This is a genomic window from Bartonella sp. AC10YNML (genome assembly GCF_042196825.1).
In the GTDB taxonomy this organism is placed as follows: Bacteria; Pseudomonadota; Alphaproteobacteria; order Rhizobiales; family Rhizobiaceae; genus Bartonella.
Genome location: NZ_JBHIRA010000007.1, coordinates 72,197 through 97,741 on the forward strand (window position 1 = coordinate 72,197; position 25,545 = coordinate 97,741).

The 25,545-nt window shown below is 35.5% G+C and carries 16 protein-coding genes and 1 pseudogene; 4 read left to right on the top strand and 13 right to left on the bottom strand.

All coding sequences use genetic code 11. From position 1 onward, the window contains the following. Nucleotides 1-10: 10 nt before the first annotated feature. The 3 genes from sufC to ACFINA_RS05275 all read right to left on the bottom strand — a co-directional run bounded on the left by sufC (nucleotide 11) and on the right by ACFINA_RS05275 (nucleotide 3,752). Entirely contained in the window at nucleotides 11-766 is a 756-nt protein-coding gene (gene sufC / locus ACFINA_RS05265) for a Fe-S cluster assembly ATPase SufC (RefSeq protein WP_375606924.1), read from the bottom strand. 159 nt (nucleotides 767-925) lie between these two features. Beyond that, complete coding sequence (gene sufB, locus ACFINA_RS05270; RefSeq protein ID WP_375615187.1) at nucleotides 926-2,437, bottom strand: Fe-S cluster assembly protein SufB; 1,512 nt, start codon at nucleotides 2,435-2,437, stop codon at nucleotides 926-928. A gap of 139 nt (nucleotides 2,438-2,576) precedes the next feature. Further along, nucleotides 2,577-3,752 carry a cysteine desulfurase family protein gene (locus ACFINA_RS05275; RefSeq protein ID WP_375606856.1) on the bottom strand — a complete coding sequence of 392 codons (1,176 nt, stop codon included), beginning with the start codon at nucleotides 3,750-3,752 and terminating at the stop codon, nucleotides 2,577-2,579. Nucleotides 3,753-3,912: 160 nt separating this feature from the next. Between ACFINA_RS05275 and ACFINA_RS05280 the strand changes: the two genes are divergently transcribed. The 3 genes from ACFINA_RS05280 to ACFINA_RS05290 all read left to right on the top strand — a co-directional run bounded on the left by ACFINA_RS05280 (nucleotide 3,913) and on the right by ACFINA_RS05290 (nucleotide 6,866). After that, nucleotides 3,913-4,593: an alpha/beta hydrolase gene (locus ACFINA_RS05280; protein ID WP_375606855.1), complete on the top strand. Its 681-nt coding sequence runs from the start codon at nucleotides 3,913-3,915 to the stop codon at nucleotides 4,591-4,593. A 320-nt stretch (nucleotides 4,594-4,913) separates the two neighbouring features. After that, on the top strand, nucleotides 4,914-6,167 hold the full coding sequence (tyrS, locus tag ACFINA_RS05285) for a tyrosine--tRNA ligase (RefSeq protein ID WP_375606854.1): 1,254 nt from the start codon (nucleotides 4,914-4,916) through the stop codon (nucleotides 6,165-6,167). Nucleotides 6,168-6,380: 213 nt separating this feature from the next. Then, the gene (locus ACFINA_RS05290) at nucleotides 6,381-6,866 is read left to right on the top strand and encodes a peroxiredoxin (protein WP_375614123.1); all 486 of its coding nucleotides are present in this window, start codon (nucleotides 6,381-6,383) and stop codon (nucleotides 6,864-6,866) included. A 193-nt stretch (nucleotides 6,867-7,059) separates the two neighbouring features. Here ACFINA_RS05290 and ACFINA_RS05295 read toward each other — a convergent pair. From ACFINA_RS05295 to ACFINA_RS05310, 4 genes and pseudogenes are all read right to left on the bottom strand, one after another. Then, nucleotides 7,060-7,488, bottom strand: a pseudogene (locus tag ACFINA_RS05295) (phage integrase central domain-containing protein); the annotation flags it as partial. Nucleotides 7,489-7,950: 462 nt separating this feature from the next. Beyond that, a protein-coding gene (prfB, locus tag ACFINA_RS05300; RefSeq protein WP_375606852.1) for a peptide chain release factor 2 occupies nucleotides 7,951-9,079 on the bottom strand; the annotation gives its coding sequence in 2 pieces (ribosomal slippage) (nucleotides 7,951-9,009 and nucleotides 9,011-9,079; 1,128 coding nt in all). 167 nt (nucleotides 9,080-9,246) lie between these two features. After that, nucleotides 9,247-11,712, bottom strand: a complete 2,466-nt coding sequence (locus tag ACFINA_RS05305; protein WP_375615188.1) for a penicillin-binding protein 1A — start codon at nucleotides 11,710-11,712, stop codon at nucleotides 9,247-9,249. A 170-nt stretch (nucleotides 11,713-11,882) separates the two neighbouring features. Then, the gene (locus ACFINA_RS05310) at nucleotides 11,883-13,112 is read right to left on the bottom strand and encodes an N-acetylmuramoyl-L-alanine amidase (RefSeq protein WP_375606850.1); all 1,230 of its coding nucleotides are present in this window, start codon (nucleotides 13,110-13,112) and stop codon (nucleotides 11,883-11,885) included. A 606-nt stretch (nucleotides 13,113-13,718) separates the two neighbouring features. On the opposite strand from ACFINA_RS05310, the gene ACFINA_RS05315 reads away from it, so the two are divergent. Beyond that, nucleotides 13,719-16,349: an Rne/Rng family ribonuclease gene (locus tag ACFINA_RS05315; RefSeq protein WP_375615189.1), complete on the top strand. Its 2,631-nt coding sequence runs from the start codon at nucleotides 13,719-13,721 to the stop codon at nucleotides 16,347-16,349. An 89-nt stretch (nucleotides 16,350-16,438) separates the two neighbouring features. Here ACFINA_RS05315 and ACFINA_RS05320 read toward each other — a convergent pair whose 3' ends face one another. The 6 genes from ACFINA_RS05320 to ACFINA_RS05345 form a co-directional block, all read right to left on the bottom strand. Beyond that, nucleotides 16,439-17,050 (bottom strand): invasion associated locus B family protein, encoded by a 612-nt coding sequence (locus tag ACFINA_RS05320; protein ID WP_375610352.1) that lies wholly within the window; start codon nucleotides 17,048-17,050, stop codon nucleotides 16,439-16,441. Nucleotides 17,051-18,922: 1,872 nt separating this feature from the next. Beyond that, a complete protein-coding gene (locus ACFINA_RS05325) occupies nucleotides 18,923-19,507 on the bottom strand; it encodes a hypothetical protein (protein WP_375615190.1) in 585 nt (194 codons plus the stop codon). Nucleotides 19,508-19,733: 226 nt separating this feature from the next. Then, nucleotides 19,734-23,234 (bottom strand): transcription-repair coupling factor, encoded by a 3,501-nt coding sequence (gene mfd, locus ACFINA_RS05330; RefSeq protein WP_375615191.1) that lies wholly within the window; start codon nucleotides 23,232-23,234, stop codon nucleotides 19,734-19,736. A gap of 5 nt (nucleotides 23,235-23,239) precedes the next feature. After that, complete coding sequence (locus tag ACFINA_RS05335; RefSeq protein ID WP_375615192.1) at nucleotides 23,240-23,527, bottom strand: succinate dehydrogenase assembly factor 2; 288 nt, start codon at nucleotides 23,525-23,527, stop codon at nucleotides 23,240-23,242. A 65-nt stretch (nucleotides 23,528-23,592) separates the two neighbouring features. Further along, nucleotides 23,593-24,273, bottom strand: a complete 681-nt coding sequence (locus ACFINA_RS05340) for an ABC transporter ATP-binding protein (protein ID WP_375606844.1) — start codon at nucleotides 24,271-24,273, stop codon at nucleotides 23,593-23,595. Continuing rightward, complete coding sequence (locus ACFINA_RS05345; RefSeq protein ID WP_375606843.1) at nucleotides 24,273-25,541, bottom strand: lipoprotein-releasing ABC transporter permease subunit; 1,269 nt, start codon at nucleotides 25,539-25,541, stop codon at nucleotides 24,273-24,275. Before ACFINA_RS05345 ends, ACFINA_RS05340 begins: the two co-directional genes overlap by 1 nt. Nucleotides 25,542-25,545: the final 4 nt, after the last annotated feature.

Here is a 25,545-nt window from a genome sequence, read left to right on the forward strand (position 1 = left end):
TTTAATAACCTCAAACCGCTTCCCTAATAAGATCAGCATACCCATTTTGCTCTAAATAAAGTGCTAAGGATTTATCACCGCTTTTGATAATTTGTCCTTTATAAAGAACATGTACCGTATCAGGAATAATATAATTAAGCAGCCGTTGATAATGGGTAATCACCAAAAATGAACGTTTTGAATCGCGAAGTTTATTAACACCATCTGCAACAATTTTTAGCGCATCAATATCTAAACCAGAATCCGTTTCATCTAAAATGCAAAGTGTAGGCTCAAGAAGTGCCATTTGTAAAATTTCAGCGCGTTTTTTTTCTCCACCTGAAAAACCTACATTTAATGGACGCTTTAGCATATCCATATCTATTTCAAGTTTGGCTGAAACTTCTTTAACACATTTTATAAATTCAGGAATTTTAAGTTCTTCGTCACCTCGCGCTTTGCGTTGAGAATTCATCGCAACTTTTAAAAATTCCATTGTTGCTACCCCTGGTATTTCCATTGGATATTGAAATGCAAGAAAAACACCATATGCAGCACGTTCTGCTGGATCCATTTCTAAAAGTGATTGTCCATTATAGAGAATATCTCCTTCTGTTATTTGATAATCATCACGACCAGCAAGCAAATAAGATAAAGTTGATTTTCCGGCTCCATTTTGTCCCATGATAGCGGCAACTTCTCCGTCTTGAACTGTCAAGTTTAAACCACGAATAATTTCTGTATCGGTTTCAGCAATACGGGCGTGCAAATTTTTGATCTCTAACATCATTTAATCCTGTTTTGGCTGTTTTTCAGATATCAATGCGTATTATTTTACCTTAGCATCCATCTACTTTTGTAATTACCATAGAGGTCATTTTTAGCATTATGTGCTACCGTTACAGCCTTGTTACATAAAGTCTTCTATTTATCTCATTAAATAAAATTATCCAACACTACCTTCAAGGCTAATACCAATAAGCTTTTGCGCTTCGACAGCAAATTCCATGGGAAGTTTTTGAATGACCTCTTTTACAAAACCATTTACAATTAATGCGATAGCTTCTTCTTCAGGAATTCCTCTTTGCATAACATAAAAAAGTTGGTCATCGGAAATTTTTGATGTTGTGGCTTCATGTTCAAACTGAGCTGTTGCATTTTTTGCTTCAATATAAGGAACTGTATGCGCACCACAATCATTCCCGATTAACAAACTATCACATTGCGTAAAGTTACGCGCATTTTGTGCTTTTCTATGCGCTGTAACTTGTCCTCGATACGTGTTATTTGAAAAACCAGCAGAAATGCCTTTGGAAATAATACGACTGGATGTATTTTTTCCTAAATGAATCATTTTTGTACCGGAATCAATTTGTTGATGACCGTTTGCAACAGCAATAGAATAAAATTCTCCACGCGCGTTCTCACCGCGCAGTAAACAGGATGGATATTTCCAAGTAATCGCAGAACCGGTCTCAACTTGTGTCCATGAAATCTTAGAGTTATCACCTCGACAATCTCCACGCTTCGTCACAAAATTATAAATACCGCCCTTTCCATCTTTATCGCCAGGATACCAGTTTTGTACTGTAGAATATTTAATCTCTGCATTTTCAAGCGCAATAAGCTCAACAACAGCAGCATGAAGTTGGTTTTCATCACGTTGGGGTGCTGTACACCCTTCAAGATAAGAAACATAGGAATCTTCAGCGGCGATAATCAATGTTCGTTCAAATTGGCCAGTGTTGCGTTCATTAATCCTAAAATAAGTTGAAAGCTCCATAGGACAACGAACCCCTTTGGGAATATAAACAAATGAACCATCTGTAAAGACAGCTGCATTTAAAGCCGCATAATAATTATCACTTATAGGTACAACTGTTCCTAAATATTCTTTAATAAGCTCAGAATGTTCAATAATCGCCTCTGAAATAGAACAAAAAATCACACCAGCACGTGCCAGTTCTTTTTTGAATGTTGTTACAACAGAAACAGAATCAAAGACTGCATCAACAGCCACCTGCCCCGATACAGACATACTGTCATCAAAAGTGGAGGGATCAGACTGTTTTCTTACTCCTGCCAAAATCTCTTGTTCTTTAAGAGGAATGCCAAGTTTTTCGTACGTTGCTAATAACTCAGGATCCACTTCATCCAAAGATTTTGGTCCTGTATGATTTTTTGGAGCAGCATAATAATAAAGCTCCTGAAAATCAATTTTAGGATATTCAAGACGCGCCCAATGAGGCTCTTGCATTGTCAGCCAACGGCGGTAAGCTTTTAAGCGCCATGTTAGCATCCATTCAGGCTCATTTTTTTTAACGGAAATAAATTTGATAATATTCTCATTTAAGCCTTTTGGAGCTTTATCGGTTTCAATATTGGTTTCAAAACCATATTTATATTGGTCAACATCTATTTCACGTACTTGGCGTATCGTTTCTTGTACTGCCGGCATAAATTTTCTCCATTTTTTGGCGTCAAAAACCGGTAACTAAAGTCTTGTTTTTTACAAGATTAAAGTAAGCAAGTTATCTCCTAGGCTATAGGTAAAGTGCAAAAATTTCAATCAAACTTATTTTATTTTTAAAATAATTCTAATTTTTATAACTTTCTGATGATAAATCTTCTCCTTTTTTCCTGCTTATAATTTGAGAAAAAAACGACAGAAAATCATCAATATCTTCAGAAGTTGTACCACGCCCTAGCGAAATGCGAATGGCACCATTTGGAACATGATACCCCATTGCCTCCAACACTTTGCTTTGTTTTACTTTTCCCGAAGAACAGGCAGAACCAGCTGATACAGAAAACCCTTCTAAATCAAAAGCAATTTGCATCGTTTCAGCTTTTATATTTTTCACGGTAAAGTAAGTTGTATTTGGCAAACGTTGAACTCTTTTACCAAAAATTTCAACATTTTTACTTATTTTTTGTAGTCCATCTTCTAATTTATTGCGTAAATATATTAATTGTTTTCTTTCTTCTTGCGTGAAACAATCAGCCATTGCTGCCCCAAAAGCAGCAATAAGGGGCAATGCTTCTGTTCCTCCCCGTAAACCTTTTTCCTGTCCTCCCCCGACAATAAGAGGATGTGGAGTGAGAAGATTACCACATGAAACAAAAGCACCTATCCCTTTAGGACCGCCAATTTTATGGGCAGACAGTATAAAAAAGTCTCCTCCTAACTGATGAATATCAACAAAATTTTTATCTACATATTGTGTCAAATCAACAACAAGAGTGCCTCCTAAATCGCGAACAACAGCAGCTATTTCTTTTAATGGTTGAACAACACCAGTTTCACTATTTGCAGCTTGAATAGCAACAAGAGGTAAACCTTTTGTTTTATCGTGAGCCGCTAAGAGTGATGTTAATTTATCTTGTTGAATGAGCCCATCTTGATCAACAGCAATGACGCTTATCAACTCTTTAGAAAAACGTCCTCCCTCTGCAACAGAGGGATGTTCAGTCGCTCCAAGGTAAAGATGAGAAAATTTAACTTTTGCTTTCCCAATATTGTAAAAGGGTGTTAACAAAGTCATTGCAGCTTCACTCGCACCAGAGGTAAATACCACGTGATCTGGATCTGTTTTAAGATTTTCAGCGATTTGCCGACGGGCCTTTTGCAACAAAGTTTTAGCCGCACGCCCTTCCTTATGAACCGATGATGGATTACCAAATATCTCTAAAGATTCTAGTAGCGCCATTCGTGCCACTTTTTTGAGTGGTGTTGTTGCGTTATGATCAAAATATCGGCGTTTTATAACCATTTTACATCGCAATCATTAATCTTATGAATTGATTAAAAAAATAGCGCAATTTTCTTGAAAAGTGCACTAAAAAAAGAATATCTAATAATTATTTAAGAGATTCTATGGTAAAAGTCGACCAGGGTCAAAGAGAGCCTTTTATTGCATTAAGGAGCATTTTATGCCAGAAATTATTTTTAACGGTCCTGCGGGTCGGCTCGAAGGGCGTTATCAACCTTCACAACAAAAAAATGCACCCATTGCGATCATTTTGCATCCTCATCCCCAATTTGGTGGAACTATGAATCATAAAATTGTCTATGACCTCTTTTATATGTTCCAACAACGTGGCTTTACAACTTTACGTTTTAACTTTCGTGGTATTGGTCGTAGTCAGGGTGAATTTGATTATGGAATAGGAGAACTTTCAGATGCTGCTGCTGCTCTGGATTGGGTGCAAACACAACATCCAGACTCTAAAAATTGTTGGGTAGCAGGATACTCATTTGGAGCATGGATTGGTATGCAGCTTTTAATGCGCCGACCGGAAATTGAGGGATTTATCTCAGTTGCTCCTCAGCCTAATGTTTATGACTTTTCATTTCTTGCACCTTGTCCATCTTCTGGACTTATCATTCATGGCGGTATCGATAAAGTTGCCCCTCCAAAAGATGTTCAAATACTTGTCGATAAATTAAAAACACAAAAAGGTATCATCATCACACAAGAAATATTGGAAGAGGCTAATCACTTTTTCAGTGGATGTCATGAAGAACTTATTGAGCGATGTGCCCACTATTTGGATAACCATATCTCCAATGAACTTCTCGCTCCTCCTTCTGAAGTACTTTCACTAACTTAGGAAAATACGATAGATTTATAAAAAATTAGCAAAAATCGTCCCTGATCATAACAAAGTATTTTTTCAGTCTATATTAAAACTTTTCTAAATTTTATTTCAGGATAGAAATGAGAGTAACAGAATACCTTTTTTCTATTACTAAGAAGGCTCTTTTTTAGCGTAAAAAAGAAATAATACCTGTGTTATTATCTTTATACTACCAATATGTCTCTTTCTCTTGTGAGGTGTGCGTCAGTTATGATAGATAACACATTAATAACTTATTATATAATCGCCTGTTATATACAATAAATGCACTCTTAAATTAGGAAATTAAATCTGTGTTTGCCTTTAAATCTGATTTTTTACATATTATGAGCGAACGTGGTTTTATCCACCAAATTTCAGATGAAAAAGGCTTAGATGATCTTTTTTCAAAAGAAACTGTAAGCGCTTATACTGGATTTGATCCAACAGCATCGAGTTTACATGCTGGAAGTCTTCTTCAGATTATGATGCTTTATTGGTTACAAAAAACGGGTCATCGCCCCATTGCTTTAATGGGTGGAGGGACCGGATTGATTGGTGATCCTTCCTTCAAAGACGAAGCGCGACGCCTTCTGACACAAGATGATATTGCTGCAAATATTGATGGTATTAAAAAGGTATTTGCTAACTATTTGACATTCGGTGACCGAGAAACCGATGCTTGTATTGTGAATAATGCTGAATGGTTATGCAATTTAAACTACTTAGAATTTTTGCGTGATGTAGGAAAGCATTTTTCTGTCAACCGTATGTTGTCATTTGATTCTGTCAGACTCAGACTTGAGCGTGAGCACTCTTTGTCATTCTTAGAGTTTAATTATATGATTCTGCAAGCTTATGACTTTGTTGAACTTTATAAACGTTATGGGTTGCGTATGCAAATGGGCGGCTCTGATCAGTGGGGCAACATTATTAACGGAATTGAATTAGGGCATCGTTTAGGAACACCGCAATTATATGCGTTAACATCACCATTGCTGACAACCTCTTCCGGTGCCAAAATGGGTAAATCATTGAATGGGGCTGTATGGCTGAATGCGGATAAGCTTTCACCTTATCAATTTTGGCAATACTGGCGCAATACAGAAGATGCTGATGTAACACGATTTCTAAAGCTCTATACTCCATTACCGATGGATGAGATTCTTAAACTTTCTCTATTACAAGGAACTGAAATTAACGAAGCAAAAAAAATTCTTGCAACAGAAATTACAGCAATGTTGCATGGACGCGCTCTTGCCGATGAAGCTGCAGAAACGGCTCGCAAAACGTTTGAAGAAAAAACTCTGGGAGAAAATCTTCCAACTGTTGAAATTAATTCCTCAAAATTAAAAAAAGGTGTTGGATTGCTCACTCTTTTAGTACAAGCAGGACTTGCTAAATCTAATAGTGAGGCACGCCGACACGTTCAAGGTGGGGGCGTACGTGTTAATGATCAAATTATTGAGGATGAAACACACCTTATTATTGAAAAAGATGTGACAGCAGAAGGAATCATTAAACTTTCTTTCGGAAAGAAAAAACATATTTTGATCAAACCGCTATAATCTATTGATTTCTCATTCATTCTATATTTATATCCATGATATTGATCTTTCTTACGCTTTCTTCCCTCATTTTTTAATTTAATTCTTATGACAGAATAATTTTATATGATGGCGAAAAAGTCTTTAAAATAATTCTATTTTAGAGAGTTGAAACTTTATTCCTTCTCTGTATGCTAGTGATTGATCTTTGCGCTTAAAAAGAAAGATAAAAAAATGATAAACTCAATGAAAGGTACTCTTGCTCCTGATTTTAATTTACCACGCGATGGAGGAGAGACAGTATGTCTTTCTGACTTTAAAGGAAAAACTGTTGTTTTATATTTTTATCCCAAAGATGATACCAGCGGATGCACAAGCGAAGCGCTTGATTTTACAAAATTAAAGACGAAATTTGATGAAATTGGTGTTGTTGTTATTGGAATCTCTCCAGATAATGTAAAAAAACATGATAAATTTAAAGTAAAACATGAACTTGATGTTATCTTGGTTTCTGATGAAGAAAAAAGGACCCTTGAAGCTTATGGTGTTTGGGTGGAGAAAAGTATGTATGGACGCAAATATATGGGTGTTGAACGGAGCACTTTTTTAATTGATGCACATGGAATAATAACAGAAGAATGGCGCAAAGTAAGTGTATCTGGACATGCTGAGAATGTTTTAGCTGCTGCAACACTTTTACATCGTAATGGTGACTTATAAAGAGAATGCTTGATTTATCTTAAAAAGCAAAAGTTTTCCTTCCCAATTGATATTAATTTTTCCAATGGTTTCAATTTTTATAATATATTGCTTTATAAGAACAACTGATTATTCTACATTTAAATTATCCTCCTGAATATCGTAAATTCTTCTTATTTTGAATGAATCAAAATCAATTCACTTGCATCCGTCATAGTGCAGCAGCATGTTTGAGACAACGATTGAAACGAAATGAGAGCTTTGTAAGCAACGCCAGCTTTTGTATGCCAAATAAGAGCAAGATATTGTGTATCTCTGTTTGTGTAATCTCTGAAACGGAAATACAGCCTAATTGTGGGAGAATTAAAGCCGTAAAGATAAAAACCATTTGCCACCTTTGCCATCATTCTTTAGTTCGGTTTTACGACTTTCAAAAGTCTCTAGAGCAATATCTTTTAAATAATGGAGATTGCTTATTATCTCACGCTTTTGTTTATCGCGTTCTTTAATAGGATCACGCCCCTCACGTAAAACAGAAGCGCCATTAGGGTGCACATTCACAAGCTTGTTTTAAAGAGACATCTGCCTCCAAAATCCATTTCACGACGACACCTCGTGAATGGTATAATGATAAATCTCCCATGAAATAATAAAAAATCCATTGAGCACCCCCATCTTTACGCTTGTGAAGAAACAAGCCGGCACCATCACACACTTTGCCAGCTCGTGGATGATTGAGATCGCTCCTAGTACTTAAGACAGTTCATAAGAGCCATTTTGAGTCCTTTTTTCTATAATTTTTATCCACACACTCATCCCGTTTGTTATGTGAAAGTAGTGATTTTGATTGATTCAACATAAATAAGTTTGAAATGAAAGAATCTTACGATATGCGGGATTCTCATTCAATAGGCAAAACAGTGAATTATCATTATAAATCAATTCGTTTATATAGCAGGATTGGCGTGTGAGAAAAAACTTGAAGAAAGGAAAAAAGAGAATACCTCTTTGAACCTCTCAAGTATCAAGAGCTACCGTAAATCACAACCTCAGTAAAATGAACAACTTAAGAAACAAATTTGCATCCTTGAAGGATGATATATAATTAATTAATATCTTCAATTTCTTTATCTTGTCCATAAATGCGTCGAGCAAGCGCTGCTTCTATAAATACATCTAAGTTACCATTAAGTACAGATTGTGGATCAGTATTTTCAATTCCTGTACGCAAATCTTTGACAAGCTGATAGGGTTGAAGAACATAAGATCTAATTTGATGTCCCCATCCGATTTCTGTTTTAGAAGATTCAGCAGCATTGGTTTCTTCTTCTCTTTTTTTAAGCTCTTCTTCATAAAGCCGTGCACGCAACATCGACCAAGCCGTAGCGCGATTTTTATGTTGAGAACGCTCTGTTTGACATTGAACAACAATACCCGTTTTTATATGTGTGATGCGAACGGCAGAATCTGTCGTATTAACATGTTGCCCTCCTGCTCCTGATGCACGATATGTATCAATCCGCACATCTGCCTCTGAAACATCAACCTCAATATTATCATCAATAACCGGATAAACCCAAATGCTTGCAAAAGAGGTATGGCGCTTTGCATTCGAATCAAACGGGGAAATCCGCACTAAGCGATGAACGCCTGATTCTGTTTTTAACATTCCATAAGCATTATGCCCTTTTACAAGAATAGTCGCTGACTTTATTCCTGCTTCTTCTCCATCATGAATTTCTAAAACTTCAACCTTCATTGCATGCTGTTCAGCCCAGCGCATATACATGCGTAAGAGCATAGAAGCCCAATCTTGGCTCTCAGTTCCCCCTGCCCCAGCATGAACTTCTAAATAGGTATCATTTGGATCCGCCTCTCCTGAAAGAAGCACATCAATTTGCTTTTTATCTATCTCACTTTTAAGATTACGTATTGAATTTTCTGCTTCAGCGATAATTTCAACATCACTTTCTTCTTCGCCCATCGCGATAAGCTCAATGCATTCTTCAAGAGTTTTTGTAAATGATAAAAGGCCATTAATTGAATCATCAAGACGTTGACGCTCACGCATCATATCCTGTGCTCGTTGCGCATCATCCCATAAGGATGGATCTTCCGCTTTTTGATTAAGATATTCGAGACGTTTTAGTGATTGATCCCAGTCAAAGATGCCCCCTTAGCAATTGAATTGCTTTCTGGATTTCATCAACTAATGTTTCTATTTCTGCTCGCATAATTTAACACCGTATTTTTTAATACTCTTTCTGGTTATGTCTCTTAGCATTTTATACAAATTTAAAAGCAGCTATCAGAAAATGGTAGGGTTTTATCATTCTATTTACGGAACCGACATTGTAAAAAATAGATAAAAACCATAACTCATGGCAAAAAAATTTATCGATTAATACAGCCCACCCGTCCCACTTTCAAGAGCTTTATTGACTTGTGGAGAAGTGGTTACTGCAGGAACACCTTCTTGAAAAGAATTCGTACTCCCAATGACTTGATAGATATCAGCAGGACCAGTCCCTGGTTTAAATGCTTCTATAATGACATCTTGATCTCCTCTTTCGGCAAGCATTCCTGTTTTTCGATTAATTGGCATTAAAATCATACCCTTTGGCATCTTAAAGGGAACATCTGGCTTCCCTTTAAGAGCATCTACCATAAAATCACCAAAAATAGGTGCAGCTAATGAACTTCCTGTTCCATTATATCCTAACGGAGCTGGTTGATCATAACCGACAAAAATACCAACGACAATGTCAGGAGTAAATCCCATAAACCAGACATCCTTAGAGTCATTGGTTGTTCCTGTTTTAGCGGCAATATGTCGATTAAGATAACGTAAACGTGCCGCAGTACCACGCTGAACAACCCCTTCCATCATCGATGTAATTTGATAAGCCGTCATAGGGTCAAGAACTTGATCTCGCTCATCAATCAATGTGGGCTCACTTTGATTATTCCATGAATTCGTATTACAATTTTCGCAAATACGATCATCATGACGATAAATTGTCTTCCCATAACGATCTTGAATTCTGTCTATCAGAGAAGGTTTAATAGAGCGTCCGCCATTGGCAATAACGGAATAAGCTGTAACCATCCGTAATACTGTTGTTTCACCAGCCCCTAAAGCCATGGGAAGATAAGGCTGCAATTTATCTACCACCCCAAAACGTTCTGCATATTCAGCGACAAGAGGCATTCCCATATCATTGGCAAGCCGTATTGTCATAAGATTACGAGAATGCTCAATACCGTAACGCAACGTTGAAGGTCCTGCAAAGGTACCACCATAATTTTTGGGTTGCCAAACTTCACCATTATATTGACGAACTTCTATGGGGCCATCTAAAACAACGGATGCTGGTGTATATCCGTTATCAAGAGCTGCTGCATAAACAAAAGGCTTAAAAGCAGACCCCGGTTGGCGGTAAGCTTGGGTTGCACGATTGAATTCAGATTCGGCAAAAGAAAATCCTCCCACCATAGCAAGAACACGCCCTGTATGAGGTTCCATAGCAACAATTGCACCTTCAACCTTTGGAATTTGTTGTAAACGATAAGTGTTGTTTGTATTGGATAGTTTTTCAACAAAAATGACATCCCCAACTTGCAGAACATGAGATAAGTTCTGAACAGTTTTTCGATAACCATTTTCTTTTACAACATGGAGAGCCCATTTTGAATCAGCTTCAGATAAAACAGCAATTTCCCGTTTTTGGGATAATATACCTGAAGCTTCGTGCTGTGGCTGTAAACCAATCTCTACTTTGTTGGGATTAGTAGAAAGAACAACAGCTAAACGCCATTCAGGAACATCACTTAGCCCTGTGATATTTGCAAGTTCTGTCCCCCAATCACCTTTCTCATCAATATGCGCATAAGCTCCACGCCATCCTTGCGCATGATCAAATCTAATTAATCCATTGTGCAAAGCACGTCGTGCAATAAGTTGTAAATGCGGATCAAGCGTTGTACGAATGGAAAGCCCACCTTCATAAAGTGTTTTAGCCCCATAGCGATGTATTAAACGACGCCGCACTTCTTCAGTAAAATAATCAGCCGCAAAAACATAGCTATCACTCCCACGTATTGTCACTCCTAAAGGTTTAGCTTTCGCTTTTTCACCTTGTTCACGCGTTACATATCCATTTGCAATCATACGGTCTATAACCCAATTACGCCGTTCAATAGCACGTTGTGTATTCTTAAATGGATCATAATTTGCTGGTCCTTTTGGAAGAGCAGCCAAATAAGCACATTGTTCTAGCGTCAGATCATTAACGGATTTATTAAAATAAGTCAAAGAAGCTGCTGCTATACCATAAGTGCCACGACCCAGATAAATTTCATTGAGGTAAAGCTCGAGAATATGATCTTTTGAATAAGTTTTCTCAATACGCATTGCTAAAATAGCTTCCTTAAATTTACGTTCTAACGTTGTTTCTGAACTTAAAAGGAAGTTTTTAGCGACTTGTTGCGTTATAGTTGATGCACCCTCTGGACGTCTTCCAGAACCAATATTACGAATATTATTGATCAAAGCGCGAGAAAGCCCTTCGGGATCTAAACCAAAATGATGATAAAAATTCTTGTCTTCAGCCGAAACAAAAGCATCTATAACAAGCTTTGGTATTGATTGAATCGGCAAATAAAGACGGTGTTTTGTTGCAAACTCTGCCATAAGACGACCATCAGAAGCATGGACGCGGGTCATTACTGGCGGCTCATAAAGTGAAAGAACTTCATAATCAGGAAGCGCATTTGCTTGACCACTGGTCATAACACCCCACATTATTGCACCACAAAGTCCAATAGCAACAAAAAAACGAAGAAGATATCTTAAAAAAATCATCATAAAAACGGCTATCGCTTTCTTAAGAATTAATCAAAGAAAAAATACGTTATACTTCAAACACACCAAGTGGATAACACCACAAGATTGAGATCAAGAGAAATTGTTTTCTATCTTTTATTTATACTAGGGTACACTAGAAGCCCCTATTGATACTCTATTTTCTCACAAATTTAAAGAGGCTGTATCATTTTCTGCCTATAATCAGCAAATTGACGAATAGAATGAGCAATAGAGGCTGCCATTTGTTTTCTCCAATGAGGATCATTTAATAACTTTTCGTCCTCTTTATTGGATAAATAACCTATCTCTATCAAGACTGAGGGTATATCTGAAGCTCTTAAAACTTGAAAATTAGCGTACCGATGTGGGTTATTAATCAAGTTAATATGATTCTTTGATAAACTTGAAATAACACTATTTGCAAAATTAACCGAAAATGTATGTGTTTCACGTCGTGTAAGATCCATCAAAATATCTGTAACTTCGAGCGTTTCATCTGCAGGCAAACCATCAAGCAAATCAACTTTATTTTCATTTTCAGCTAAAGATTTTGCAATGGCATCAGAGGCTTTGTCTGATATGGTATACACTGTGGCACCGCGAAGAGAATGTAGATCAATCGTATCCGCGTGAATAGATATAAAAAGATCAGCATCAAACTCTTGCGCTTTTTTAACTCTTTCACTTAGTCTTAAAAAAATATTGGAATCTCGTGTTAAAGCAACGGTAATATGAGAATCCTTTTGTAATTCGTCTCGCAATGCACGCGCAAAGTCTAAAGTCACATCTTTTTCTAAAATTCCAGTAACACCCCGTGCACCACCATCAATACCACCATGACCAGGATCAAGAACAACACGGAAATTATATGCTGGCATTAACTGTGTTTTTGTATCAAAATTGCTTCTTTGCTGTTTTTTTAATATCTCATCAAATTTTTCTTGTGTACTTTTACGAATATCAATCAGCAACTGCCATAAACCATTATTTAATTTTTTTACGACATTTTTTTCAACCACAAAAGCCGTTTTACTTGTCAAAATAATGCGTGAAGTCTGTATGTCAGAGAAAGCATAACGAACATCTGAAAGCATAACAGATAATGTATTCCGTTTCTTTAAAGGCGTATTTTGCATCGAAAAGTCAATTGTAGGTAAATTGATAACCAAACGTGCTGGCCTGTCCAAAATCTGTAAACGAACATTTGGTTTTGAATTAAAAACCGCAATAATACGCGTATGAACACTATCACCAATGGTTCGAAAATTAATAAGTCTCAGAGGATCTGCGGCTTGAACACTAGTTTGGAGTAGCAAAAAAGATAATAAAAAGTATGTGACGAGCACAATAACATCCCCATAAGCTGTTTTCAGCTTTTTGGTAAAAAAAACTTTTATCATAAGCAAAATACTCTACATTACCTTTGTAATAATTTATCTTGGTTACATAAAACGATACACCAATTTATCTCTATTTTTCAATAAAAGCTAAATAAACACCTCAAAATGGAATTAAGGTCATAAAGATATTATAATTATACATGATTTACATTGTTACTTGCCAAATTTACATTGTTACTTGCCAAACGCATGATATCAACATAAAAGAATATTTATGCTTCCTAGCTGATAATAGTCATCTAAATTATCTACAACTCATATTAAGTTGTCTTTAGGGGTTTTTTGTCTATTATGCGTTGAGACTTTTTTATGGATGAAAAATTTCTATGTTGTAACATTAGGATTGCATTACTTAAGATTCGTTGGTTCGGATATCCGAACTGTTTTAAAGATTATTTTACCGGAGACTTTTAAGAAATATGAGTCATAAAAAACAGATGGAAATAATGATGAGAAATGGTGTAAATGCAGTCATGCCTTTGCACGTGGTGTTCCGTCCTGTTTTTCTGGTACCTCCCTTTTATGGCAGACAGCCTTTTATGTTTACGAATAGTTATAGCATTCGTTTGAATAAAATTGTGCATGTCGCCTTCAGGATATTAACTTATGTCAAACAAAATGCTTATAGATGCCTCCCATCCGGAGGAAACACGTGTTGTTGTTGTTCACGGCAACAAAATTGAAGAACTTGATTTTGAATCAGAACATAGAAAACAGCTCAAGGGGAATATTTATCTCGCACGTATTACGCGTGTAGAACCGTCTCTCCAAGCAGCTTTTGTTGAATATGGTGGAAACCGACATGGTTTTTTAACATTTTCTGAAATTCATCCTGATTATTATCAAATTCCTATTGCTGATCGCCTTGCTCTTCTTGAAGAAGAAGAAAAAGAAGCTGTAGGAGAAAATTCTATAGATACCTTTACGGAAGAAGCAACTAAAAATAAAAAACGCTCCAGAAGAACAAAAAAAAGTGAAAAAAACAATGTTATAGCAGCCGATATTGAAAATGATATCACATCTGAAGCGACAATAATTGATAATACAGAAGAAGCATTAAATGCCAATATCTCTTACGATGAGATTGAAATGGTCGGTGCTGAGGACATCCGTGAAGAGCTCCCGATTTATCAAAGAAAACAAGGGCGCCAGTATAAAATTCAAGAAGTCATTAAACGACGTCAAATTTTGTTGGTACAAGTTATCAAAGAAGAGCGTGGTAATAAAGGTGCTGCCCTTACAACATATCTATCTCTAGCTGGTCGTTACTCTGTTCTAATGCCCAACACAGCACGTGGTGGTGGTATTTCACGAAAAATTACGAACGTACAAGACCGTAAGCGTCTTAAAGAAATCGTAAAAGAATTAGCCGTTCCAAAAGGTATGGGAGTTATCTTACGAACCGCTGGTGCCAATAGAACAAAAGCTGAAATTAAACGTGATTATGAATATCTTATGCGGTTATGGGATACTATTCGCACTTTGACACTCGAGTCAACGGCGCCATGCCTTGTCCATGAAGAAAGCAATCTCATCAAGCGTTCTATACGAGATCTTTACAATAAGAACATTAGTGAAATTCTTGTATCTGGAGACCAAGGATATCGTGAAGCGAAAGACTTTATGCGTATGCTCATGCCAAGTCATGCAAAAGTTGTGCAACCTTACCGTGATCCTACGCCCATTTTTGCAAGAAATAATATTGAAATTCAACTTGATAAAATGTTGCAACCACAAGTTTCTTTAAAATCTGGTGGTTATCTTGTTATTAATCAAACAGAAGCACTTGTTGCTATTGACGTAAATTCTGGCCGCTCTACGAAAGAATTCTCTGTCGAAAAGACAGCCTTACAAACTAACCTTGAAGCTGCTGAAGAAGTCGCGCGTCAATTACGCTTGCGTGACCTTGCTGGTTTAATTGTGATTGATTTTATCGATATGCTTGAAGAACGTAATGTGAAGCTTGTCGAAAAAAAATTAAAAGATTGTTTAAAAAACGATCGTGCTCGTATTCAAGTTGGTCATATTTCACACTTCGGCCTTTTAGAAATGAGTCGTCAACGTATTCGCATATCGGTTTTAGAAAGTACGACACAGCCATGCCCACATTGCGCAGGAACAGGAACTATACGTTCTGAATCATCAATTGCGTTACATGTCATGCGCTCAATTGAAGAATATCTTCTTCATAATTCGCAACATAATATTATCGTGCGCACTCCCGTAGCAACTGCGCTTTATGTATTAAATCATAAACGCAATATTCTTGTTAATTTAGAAGCTCGCTTTAAACTTAATATTAGTATTGAAGCAGATGATAGTATTGGAACACAACATCTTGTTATTTCTAAAGGCTCAATAGCAGAGAGAATTTCTCAATCTTCATTGGAAGGTGACAATAAGCAAGAAATTGAAGATTCTGTTTTCATAAAGAGTGAATCTATTGAAAATCCATCTCCCATTGAAACAAACCAAAAGCGTCGGCGCAAAAATCGTCACGGTGAAATTACTGATCATTCTCTCTCCAACGTTCATAAAAAAGAAGATACCTTGAATGATGATTCTTATCATCGAGGACGTCGTCGAGGACGTCGTGGTGGTCGACGCAATCAAGATAATAGTTTTCATCAGATTCGCGTTCCTTATGCAGAACCAGTGGGAGATTTTGCTAAGCAAGCTTTAGCAGAAATTAAAGCAGCGCATCGCAAACGTCGTGTTTCATCTGCTAAATCTTTTGAACTTGAAGAAACAAAAAATAATACACAAGCTCTAGGTATACAACAACAGAGTGAATCTAAAAAAAATGATACAAGTATTAAACCTAAAAAACGTAAAACACGTTCTTCAAAAGTAATAGAAAATCAACTTTCTTTAGAGAATGATCAAAATATTGCAGAACAAAAATCTCTTGAAGAAAAACCTACAACCAGTTCGGTGCGTAAAACTAAAACAAAAAAAGCAGACAAATCTATTCATGAGGTAGAAGATAAAGCTCTTGAAAAGAGTAAAAAATCAACACGTGGAACACGTAAAAAATCATCTTCTAAAGAGACAACGCAAGTACAAAAAATATTAGAGCAAGAAACTGTAATCGAGATGGAGGAAATTATCGAAACCTCTCCTTCCCAAATTGAAGAAACAATTAATCAACCCGTTGTTATTTCATCAACGCCTAATGATTCTTCCAAAACTGAACGTATTGGTTGGTGGAAACGCAGAATTCTTTCGAAAAATTAAGGATTTTAAAAAACCGCCACAGAAAACTGTGGCGGTTCAAATAAACAATTATAGAAAACGTTTTGACCAAATTTTATGGTGTGGTTTTATTACTTTTGTTTTGCTTTTTCTTGCTCAGCACGCATACGCTCTTCAATTTCTTTTTGTTTTGATTGAATAGCTTGCTGCAGCTTTATTTGTTCTTGTTGAAAATCTTTTTCTTCCATACCAGGACCGGTATAGGCTGCTGTAAATCCATTCAGAGAAAATTCAATAGGATTAGCTGAACCACGGAAATTAACTGTGGTTACAACCATTTTTGTACCACTTTTCATAGCTGCTATAAGCTTATCATCTAAAACATCATTGGCAATACAACTTGGTCCATTACAAATCACATAAGGGATTTTTTTAGAGAAATCATCACCAATTTTAATATGAACACCTTCTGGCAAAAAACGACCTGTCGGCACTTGAATGCCTATACGTTTTTCATTTTGCTTCCCTTTTATTTCAACAAGATTAAAAGCCGTTAAAGGTTGTCCCGTATTCGATAATACAGTATTCATTGTATTACAAATATCAACATCATGCTGCTTACTGCAAACTTTGTACCAACCTTGTGATAAAGTTTGCGCATTTGCAGAAATACCAGCTATAAGAAAAAGGGCAGCGGCTCCAACTAATACTGAAACAGCAGAATAAACATTTTTATGCGACATGATTAAGTTAATCCTTTCAACGCGCTTTTAAGTAACTTCAAAAAAATATTCAATATAATTCCAACTTAATTTATTAACTTATAATGAAATAACAATTAATTTTACTATTTTTACTTCAATATAAAAAAAAAAGTCAAATTTAGAGAAAAAATACGACGAGCCATTCTAATTTTATACACTCATATCATTTCCCCTCTTCATCACATTGGTATTTGATGCAATCTATCCATAAAACACCTCTGTGCATTTAAACTAAGATTACACAAACGAATCAATATTGCAATATTAATTAAAATAAACTCTAATACTACTCTAAAAAACTTACTAATTAAACTTTTTACATTTATTACTCTTCGTGTTAAGCTCATAGAACCTTAGAAACAGGTGTTGCAATGCATGAAGCTCCAAAATATCAGATAAATTTTACTGTTTTCCTTATGTGCCTTGTATGATACACAAAAACAAAATCATCTATGATATTATTGAAACATTTGATGAATTAAACCACTGATTGTCTAAAAATTCTGCCCTTGTTTACAAAACAATGGTGATACGCTTTTGTAATAAAAAATTTTATATTCTATAGCGTTTAACTAAACAGTTTAGTTTAAAAATACGCTACTAAAGAAGCGTTTTTTCTTAATTAAACAACACATTTTCTTAGAGAAAAAATCTATGACTGCTGAAAATATTTTATTTATAATAAACTTCCTTAAAATATAATAACATATTAATTTATAATAATAATTTATCTTTTTTCTATATTGTGTGAAAGATCCTAATAGCGCGAATCTCTCTTATTATTGAATCAATAAAATTTCTCCACTTGTACATCATAAGCGGAATTAGTTTTATAGATAAAACTACTAAACAAAAGAATAAAAATACCCCCTATGAATTATCTTACGTGCCCAAAGCCATAATAAATTTATGCTCATATATTAAACACCCATTATTGTACCTCTGTACAAATATCATCTCTCAGCTTTACAACGTGAATAAAAATATAGCTTTTATCAATTTATTTTAAGTTATTTCTCAAATAAAAGAAGCTGCTAAATTGTAAATTCTTTTCATCTTTCAGAACATCAAAGATATAAATCGTTAATGATTTAAGTTTTAAAAAAAATGAATTCAAAATATCATTTTGTTTCTGTATATAACACAACTTAGAGCTATAAATATTTCTCTTATCGTATTAATGAAACAAGATTTATGATATGAGATGTATCGTCATTAAAATAATTAATCAGATAAAAATAAAAAACTACAAACACAAAAAATTATGCATAAAAAGAAAACATAAAAAAGATATATGAGTTTATTATTTAATATATATTAAATCTTATATGATAATAACAATATATAATATCTTATATACATAAAATTACTTTATTATAAATTAATATTAAAAACAAAAAATTAAAATATATTTTACTAACATATTTTAAATATTATTTATTATATAATCTTAATTTATCTGTATTTATATGAGAAAATTTTTAATTGGATATTCTTATGGCATTATTTTTTATGAATTTTCTAAATTATACTGTTAAGAAAAATTAAGTATTTTTCTATTTTGAATATAATTCAACATAAATCAAACAATACTTTTTAATTGAATAATTCTTTAACATGAGAACGCATACGATCTATAATATTCTTTTTCTTGTTTGGCAGCATTATATTATGTACTTCTTTAATCGTTCTACAAAGCTCAGGTGCATTTTTAACAAACCAATTATCTTTTGTAAGACTATTTTTTATATCGTCAAATATTTGTTTTTCATAACTATAAGAGCCATCTGTTAGTAATTCTTTAATATCCCTGACTAAACTAGGACTTATTGAATTATTTGCGCCTTTAGCCTAACTAAAATCTTTATCTTTCCAATCAAAATCTTTGCGCAAAATAGCACCTATATCACTCTGCAATATATCCGCTAACGTGTTGCAAGCAATAATAAACATGAGATAATTTTTCATTATCTCATCATCACCTCCACTTTTCTCATTCATTCCCCATTCATTAAACATTTGAGTTTTTTTTAAATAATCTTTTGTTTTAATCAACTTTTCTTCATACTCCCCTACTTCGTACTCTCTCGCTATATGTATTCTAAAGATAATTTTTTGTTTTTTTTCAGCTAGATCCTGTAATTTCGAACCAAGATTATAATATTCATTCTTCAGAGTTTTCAGTTTTTTGTATAGCTTATTCCGTTCCTGCAAACGCTCATAGTACTCTGCTTTAGAAATATTTTTTTCCCAAATGTTCAAATGAGACATACTTTCTTCAATAAATTGTATGCTCTCTTTAATATTCTTTCTTTTGTTTTTTAAATGTTGGTATTGTTCATCAGAAGATAACTCAGCGTGAGCGTTTTTTACGCCATATATCAAAGTGAGTAATAAAAAAACGATAGTTAGACACTTTTGTAATGAAGAAAGCATGTTATCTTTACCAAATTTTTTCTTTCTAAAAAATTTACAAAAGCTTATTAGCTTATTATATGATAAGTGCTACTTATTGGAGTTAAACAATCTAATCTATTTTCTTAATTATATCAATACGTGTATAATAAAAACCAAATAAATATATAAATGGTTCTTTATTATAAACTTAAATTTTATTCTTATATAAAAATAAGTAATAGTTCTGAAATAATAAAGATATTTTTTAAACAGAATGTTGTTCTGCCATTTCGACAAGCTGTGTCATAATATTCGCTGCTCCAACAAGCCTTTCATCCGCTGTGGACCAATCACGAATAAGAGCGATACTTTGATCTGGACGAATTTTTGCCATCGAACCTTGTTTTCCAACCCACTGAACAAGAGCAACACTATTTGCGAAATAGTTATTACGAAACTGTATAACAATCCCCTTTGGTCCTGTATCTAATTTCTCTACATGCGCTTTTCGACACAATGTTTTGATATAAAAGACTTTAAGAAGGTGTTGAACCTCAATGGGTAAAGGACCAAAGCGATCAATTAACTCCGCTGCAAATTCATCAATTTGTTCTAAATCATCAAGTTCTGTTAAACGACGATAAAGTCCCATACGTAATGATAAGTCAGGCACGAAACTTTCTGGTATCATCACTGTTGTACCAAGAGAAATTTGAGGAGACCATTGCTTATCTTCATTTAGCTCTCCATCTTTTAATTCAGCAATAGCTTCTTCAAGCATTTTTTGATAGAGTTCAAATCCAACTTCTTTGATATGCCCCGATTGCTCTTCACCTAAAAAATTGCCTGAACCGCGGATATCCATGTCATGGCTTGCTAATTGAAAACCAGCCCCTAAGGTGTCAAGAGATTGTAAAACTTTAAGACGGCGATCGGCAGCAGCTGTTAAGACTTTACCAGCAGGAAATGTAAAGAGAGCATAAGCACGTTGTTTTGAACGCCCTACCCTACCACGTAACTGATAAAGGGCAGAAAGGCCAAACATCTCAGCACGATGCACAATTAGAGTATTGGCTGTTGGAATATCAAGCCCCGATTCAATAATGGTTGTTGAGAGTAGCACATCATATTGCCCATCATAAAATGCATTCATGATATCATCAAGTTGTCCAGCCGGCATTTGTCCATGAGCCACAACGAATTTCAGTTCTGGCACATGTGTTTTGAGATATTCTTCTACAAAAGCCAGATCAGAAATACGAGGACAAACATAGAAACTTTGTCCACCACGATAATATTCTCGAAGCAGGGTCTCTCGTATAACAAGTGCATCAAATGGTGAAATAAAAGTACGAACCGCCATTCTATCAATGGGGGGGGTTGTTATCAATGAAAGTTCACGTACACCCGATAAAGCTAACCCTAAAGTGCGTGGTATGGGAGTTGCTGAAAGTGTGAGAACATGAATATCACTTTTAAGCTCTTTTAAACGCTCTTTGTGTTTGACACCAAAATGCTGTTCCTCATCAATGATAAGAAGGCCTAACCGTAAAAAATTAACTGCACCACTTAATAATGCATGGGTTCCAATGACAATATCGATTGTACCATCTGAAACACCTTTTTTTACTCGTGCAAGTTCTTTCGCTTTTACAAGCCTCGAAGCATGTCCAATTTTAACTGGTAATCCTTGAAAACGCGAAATAAATGTTTTGTAATGTTGACGTGAAAGCAAAGTTGTTGGTACAACAACCGCAACCTGATATCCATTTAATGCTGCAACAAAAGCACTTCGAATGGCTACTTCAGTTTTTCCAAAACCAACATCACCGCATATCAAGCGATCCATCGGCTTGCCTGAGGCTAGATCATCCAGAACAGCATCAATTGCATTCATTTGATCTTCCGTTTCTTCATAGGGAAAGCAAGCAACAAACTCATCAAATGGTCCAATTGGTGGAAGTAAAGCAGGCGCAGCACGAGTCATACGCTCTGCAGCTATACGGATTAATTGCCCTGCCATTTCCAATAAATGTTTTTTAAGCCGCGCTTTACGTGCTTGCCAAGCAACACCCCCTAATTTATCTAAAGTTACCTCTGTTCCTTCTGAGCCATAACGTGAGAGAAGCTCAATATTTTCAACAGGTAAAAAGAGGAGATCTCCTCCAGCATATTTAATTTCAAGGCAATCTCGTAAAATTCCAGTGGTTGTGATGGTTTTAAGACCAACAAATTGGCCAATACCATGGTCGATATGCACAACAATATCACCAGAATTTAAAGCAGAAATTTCAGAAATAAAATTTGTATTATTCTTACGCCGCTTTGGTGATCTGATGAAGCGATCACCTAGGATATCCTGCTCTGCTATAATAGCTAAATCTTCAGCCTCAAAACCATGTTCTATCATGATAACAGCTGCTAATATATGATCTCGTGGTGTTGCTTTGACAGTTTGCAAGGATTTTACAACATCTATTTTTTTCAATCCATGCTCATCAAGAACTTGTATCAAACGATTGAGAGACCCTTCACTCCAACACGCTAAAAGTACTTTTTTGCCAGCAGTGCGTAAAGAGGCGATATGATCAATAACATTTGAAAAAACATTTTTTTCTTGCGCATTACGCTCTTTTACAAAATCATATCCCTGTTTAACATTGGTGTGAATAACTGTTTGTTCCAAACTTTGTGGAATATTAAAAGGTGAAAAATCAATACGCTGTGAAGATTGTTGCACACATTCCAAAACACGCTCTGGCGTTAAATAAAGAAGACTAGGGTCTATTGGATGATAAGAAGTAGAAATTTCTTTATCATTTTCGCGCTCTTTACGCGCATTATAATAGTCTTCAATAAGGCGATAGCGCTCAATGAAAACTTCTTCTATAAGATGCTCAAAAACAAGCGGTAGGTTGCCACAATGGTCAAAAAAAGTGTCAAGGTTTTCATAAAAAAAAGGAAGCCAATGTTCCATACCGGCAAAACGCCGTCCTTGAGCAATTGCTTCATAAAGCATGTTATTTTTTTGTGATACACCAAATGTACGGGTATAATTTCTTTTAAATCGGCTGATTCGTTCTGGTGTAAGAACAACCTCACTCATTGCCTGTAATAAAAGTTCAGTTTTTTGACGTGTTGTCCTTTGACTTTCTGGATCAAATACGCGGATACTTTCCAGGGTATCTCCAAAAAAATCAAGGCGTAAAGGTTCAACATCCATCGGAGAAAAGATATCAAGTATTCCTCCTCTTACAGCAAACTCACCAACATCACGGACAACTGTAACGCGTTCAAAACCATTGGTTTCTAGGAATTGAATAAGATTTCCCATGTTATTGCGTTGGCCAACACATGCGTGAATAAGCTGAGCTTCTATCATTTCACGAGGAGGCAACTTTTGCATAATTGCATTTGCTGTTGTTAATATAATTGCAGGATGTGGATCTTTCCGTAAATTTGCTATGTGTGCCAATGTTGATAGTCGACGTGCCATAACAGCAATTCCTGGTGACACACGATCATAAGGCAAACAATCCCATGCAGGAAATTGAAGTACGGGTAAATTGGGTTCAATAAAATTTAAAACTTGTTGTAAATGCGCAATTTTTGTTCCGTCACGGATAACATAGATGAGCGGTTTACCTTGTGCAATTTCTGAACTTAATTTAGCAAGCGCAAAGGCTTCAAATCCATCAGTAACGCCATCTAAAATCATACGAACAGAATTATTTTTGGGAATAACAATTTTTTTAAATATAGGCATCGGGATTAATAACTTAAGCAAGTACGATAATTGGCAATATCACGGAAAAGTGGACTATCAACTTCAGAGGGGGGCAAAATTTCTCCAGTAATCCATGTGAGTAAATCACGATCATCAAAAGACATAATATACTCAAGCTCAGAGAGCGTTTTATCATTCATCTCAGTGATATGAGCATCAACATAATGTCCAAAAATGAGATCCATTTCACGAATACCGCGATGCCATGCACGAAAAATCAATCGACGACGACGAGCATCTAATTGATTTTTGTCAACGGCAAAAACTGTCATAAAAAATCTCCTTGAATAAAGTAATATAAACTATTCAATTATTCGTATAAATTTTATACATTGCTTTAAGGAAGTTCTATAATTTTTTGTTCTTTAAGTGTAATTCGACGATGCATTTGCTTAGCCAAAGCGTAATTATGTGTTGCAATAAGAGCAGAAAGACCAGACTGACGAACAAGGATAGATAAAGCTTGAAAGACATAAGCTGAAGTTACTGGATCAAGATTTCCTGTAGGTTCATCAGCCAAAAGAACCGAAGGGCCATTTGCTACTGCACGTGCAATAGCAACACGTTGTTGTTCTCCTCCCGATAACTCTGAGGGACGATGGTTAGCACGATGAGAAATACGCAGATACGTTAATAATTTACGCGCACGATCTTCTGCTATGGATTTTTTTAATCCTGCTATCATTTGCGGTATCATGACATTTTCTAACGCCGTAAACTCTGGAAGTAAATGATGAAATTGATAAACAAAACCAATATCATTTCGTCTGATAGCTGTTCGCTCACTATCAGAACGCTTTGCACAAGAAACACCCCGTAACATCACATCACCAGCGGTTGGTTTTTCTAATAATCCAGCAATATGAAGAAGTGTTGATTTTCCAGCACCAGATGGTGCAACAAGTGCGACAAGCTCTCCACGATTAAGAATAAAATTCGCTTTATCTAAAACAATGAGCGGCTTATGCCCCTCGAAAAAGCGTCTTTCAATCTCTACAAGCTCTAAAATAGCTGTCATTATTCATACCTCAAAGCTTGTACGGGATCTAGCTTAGCAGCACGCCATGCCGGAATGAGAGCAGCAAGAAACGACAAAAATAAAGCCATCATAGCAACCAAGACGGTCTGTCTCCACTCAATTTGTGCAGGCAATTTTGTTAAAAAATAAAGTTGAGGATTAAAAACGTCAACATTAAATAACCAAGATATAAAATCTTGGATATGATTAATATTCGCGGTCGCGATAACACCTAAAACTAACCCCAATATCGTTCCAATAAAACCAATCATCATTCCTGTAATGATAAATATACGCAAAATCGCACTCTGTTGCGCCCCCATCGTGCGTAAAATTGCAATATCATGACTTTTATCTTTTACAAGCATAATCAGCCCTGAAATAATATTTAAAGCAGCAACAAGAACGATCAGAGAAAGAATAAAAAACATAACATTTCGTTCAATTTGTAAAGCTGAAAAAAAAGCCTGATTGCGTGTACGCCAATCAATTAAATAAACCTGTTGATCAACTGCTTTTTCTACAACGGGTTTTATTTGATCAACTGCATCAGGATTATTTAGAAATAACTCTAAAGACTGAACCTTATCTCCTAAATTAAAAAACATTTGTGCTTCATGAAGAGGCATAAAGATAAATATTGAATCATATTCAGACATACCAACTTCAAAAATAGCAACGACTTTATAAGCTTTCACGCGCGGAGTAACGCCAAAAGGAGTCTCATCACCATCTGGAGTAATAATACGAATATCTCTTCCAACTGTCAGTCCTAATTTTTCTGCTAAGCCACTTCCAATTGCAACTCCTTCTTCTTTATCAAACCGAGAAATCGATCCTAATTTAATGTTTTGAGAGACTGTTTTAAGCTTTTCTAGATCTTGTTTGCGCATACCACGAACTAACGCGCCAGAGCCACCTTGAACTTCACCTTGAACAAGCGCTTGACCTTCAATAACAGGTAAAGCAAACTTCACACCGTTTGTAGTTTCTAAAGAAGAAATAAGAGTCTTATAATCAGAAAAACCAGAATCAACTGTTTGAACAATAAGATGTCCATTCATACCAAGAATACGATTGAGAAGTTCTGTACGAAAGCCATTCATCACCGCCATAACAACAACCAGAGCAAATACGCCCAACATAATCCCAATAAGAGAAATAATTGAAATAACAGAGGCAACGACATGTTTTTTATTGGGAATCATATAACGAAAAGCGATCATCCACTCATAAGATGAAAAGCATTTGTTTTTCAGCCTCTTCATAATA

Excerpts from the sequence above, each read along its gene's own strand:
- mfd (WP_375615191.1), bottom strand. The coding sequence starts at position 23,234 with ATGCCTATATTTAAAAAAATTGTTATTCCCAAAAATAATTCTGTTCGT.
- ACFINA_RS05345 (WP_375606843.1), bottom strand. The coding sequence starts at position 25,541 with ATGAAGAGGCTGAAAAACAAATGCTTTTCATCTTATGAGTGGATGATC.
- ACFINA_RS05340 (WP_375606844.1), bottom strand. The coding sequence starts at position 24,273 with ATGACAGCTATTTTAGAGCTTGTAGAGATTGAAAGACGCTTTTTCGAG.
- ACFINA_RS05315 (WP_375615189.1), top strand. The coding sequence starts at position 13,719 with ATGTCAAACAAAATGCTTATAGATGCCTCCCATCCGGAGGAAACACGT.
- sufB (WP_375615187.1), bottom strand. The coding sequence starts at position 2,437 with ATGCCGGCAGTACAAGAAACGATACGCCAAGTACGTGAAATAGATGTT.
- ACFINA_RS05305 (WP_375615188.1), bottom strand. The coding sequence starts at position 11,712 with ATGATGATTTTTTTAAGATATCTTCTTCGTTTTTTTGTTGCTATTGGA.
- ACFINA_RS05280 (WP_375606855.1), top strand. The coding sequence starts at position 3,913 with ATGCCAGAAATTATTTTTAACGGTCCTGCGGGTCGGCTCGAAGGGCGT.
- ACFINA_RS05290 (WP_375614123.1), top strand. The coding sequence starts at position 6,381 with ATGATAAACTCAATGAAAGGTACTCTTGCTCCTGATTTTAATTTACCA.
- ACFINA_RS05275 (WP_375606856.1), bottom strand. The coding sequence starts at position 3,752 with ATGGTTATAAAACGCCGATATTTTGATCATAACGCAACAACACCACTC.
- ACFINA_RS05325 (WP_375615190.1), bottom strand. The coding sequence starts at position 19,507 with ATGCTTTCTTCATTACAAAAGTGTCTAACTATCGTTTTTTTATTACTC.
- ACFINA_RS05310 (WP_375606850.1), bottom strand. The coding sequence starts at position 13,112 with ATGATAAAAGTTTTTTTTACCAAAAAGCTGAAAACAGCTTATGGGGAT.
- ACFINA_RS05320 (WP_375610352.1), bottom strand. The coding sequence starts at position 17,050 with ATGTCGCATAAAAATGTTTATTCTGCTGTTTCAGTATTAGTTGGAGCC.
- ACFINA_RS05335 (WP_375615192.1), bottom strand. The coding sequence starts at position 23,527 with ATGACAGTTTTTGCCGTTGACAAAAATCAATTAGATGCTCGTCGTCGT.
- sufC (WP_375606924.1), bottom strand. The coding sequence starts at position 766 with ATGTTAGAGATCAAAAATTTGCACGCCCGTATTGCTGAAACCGATACA.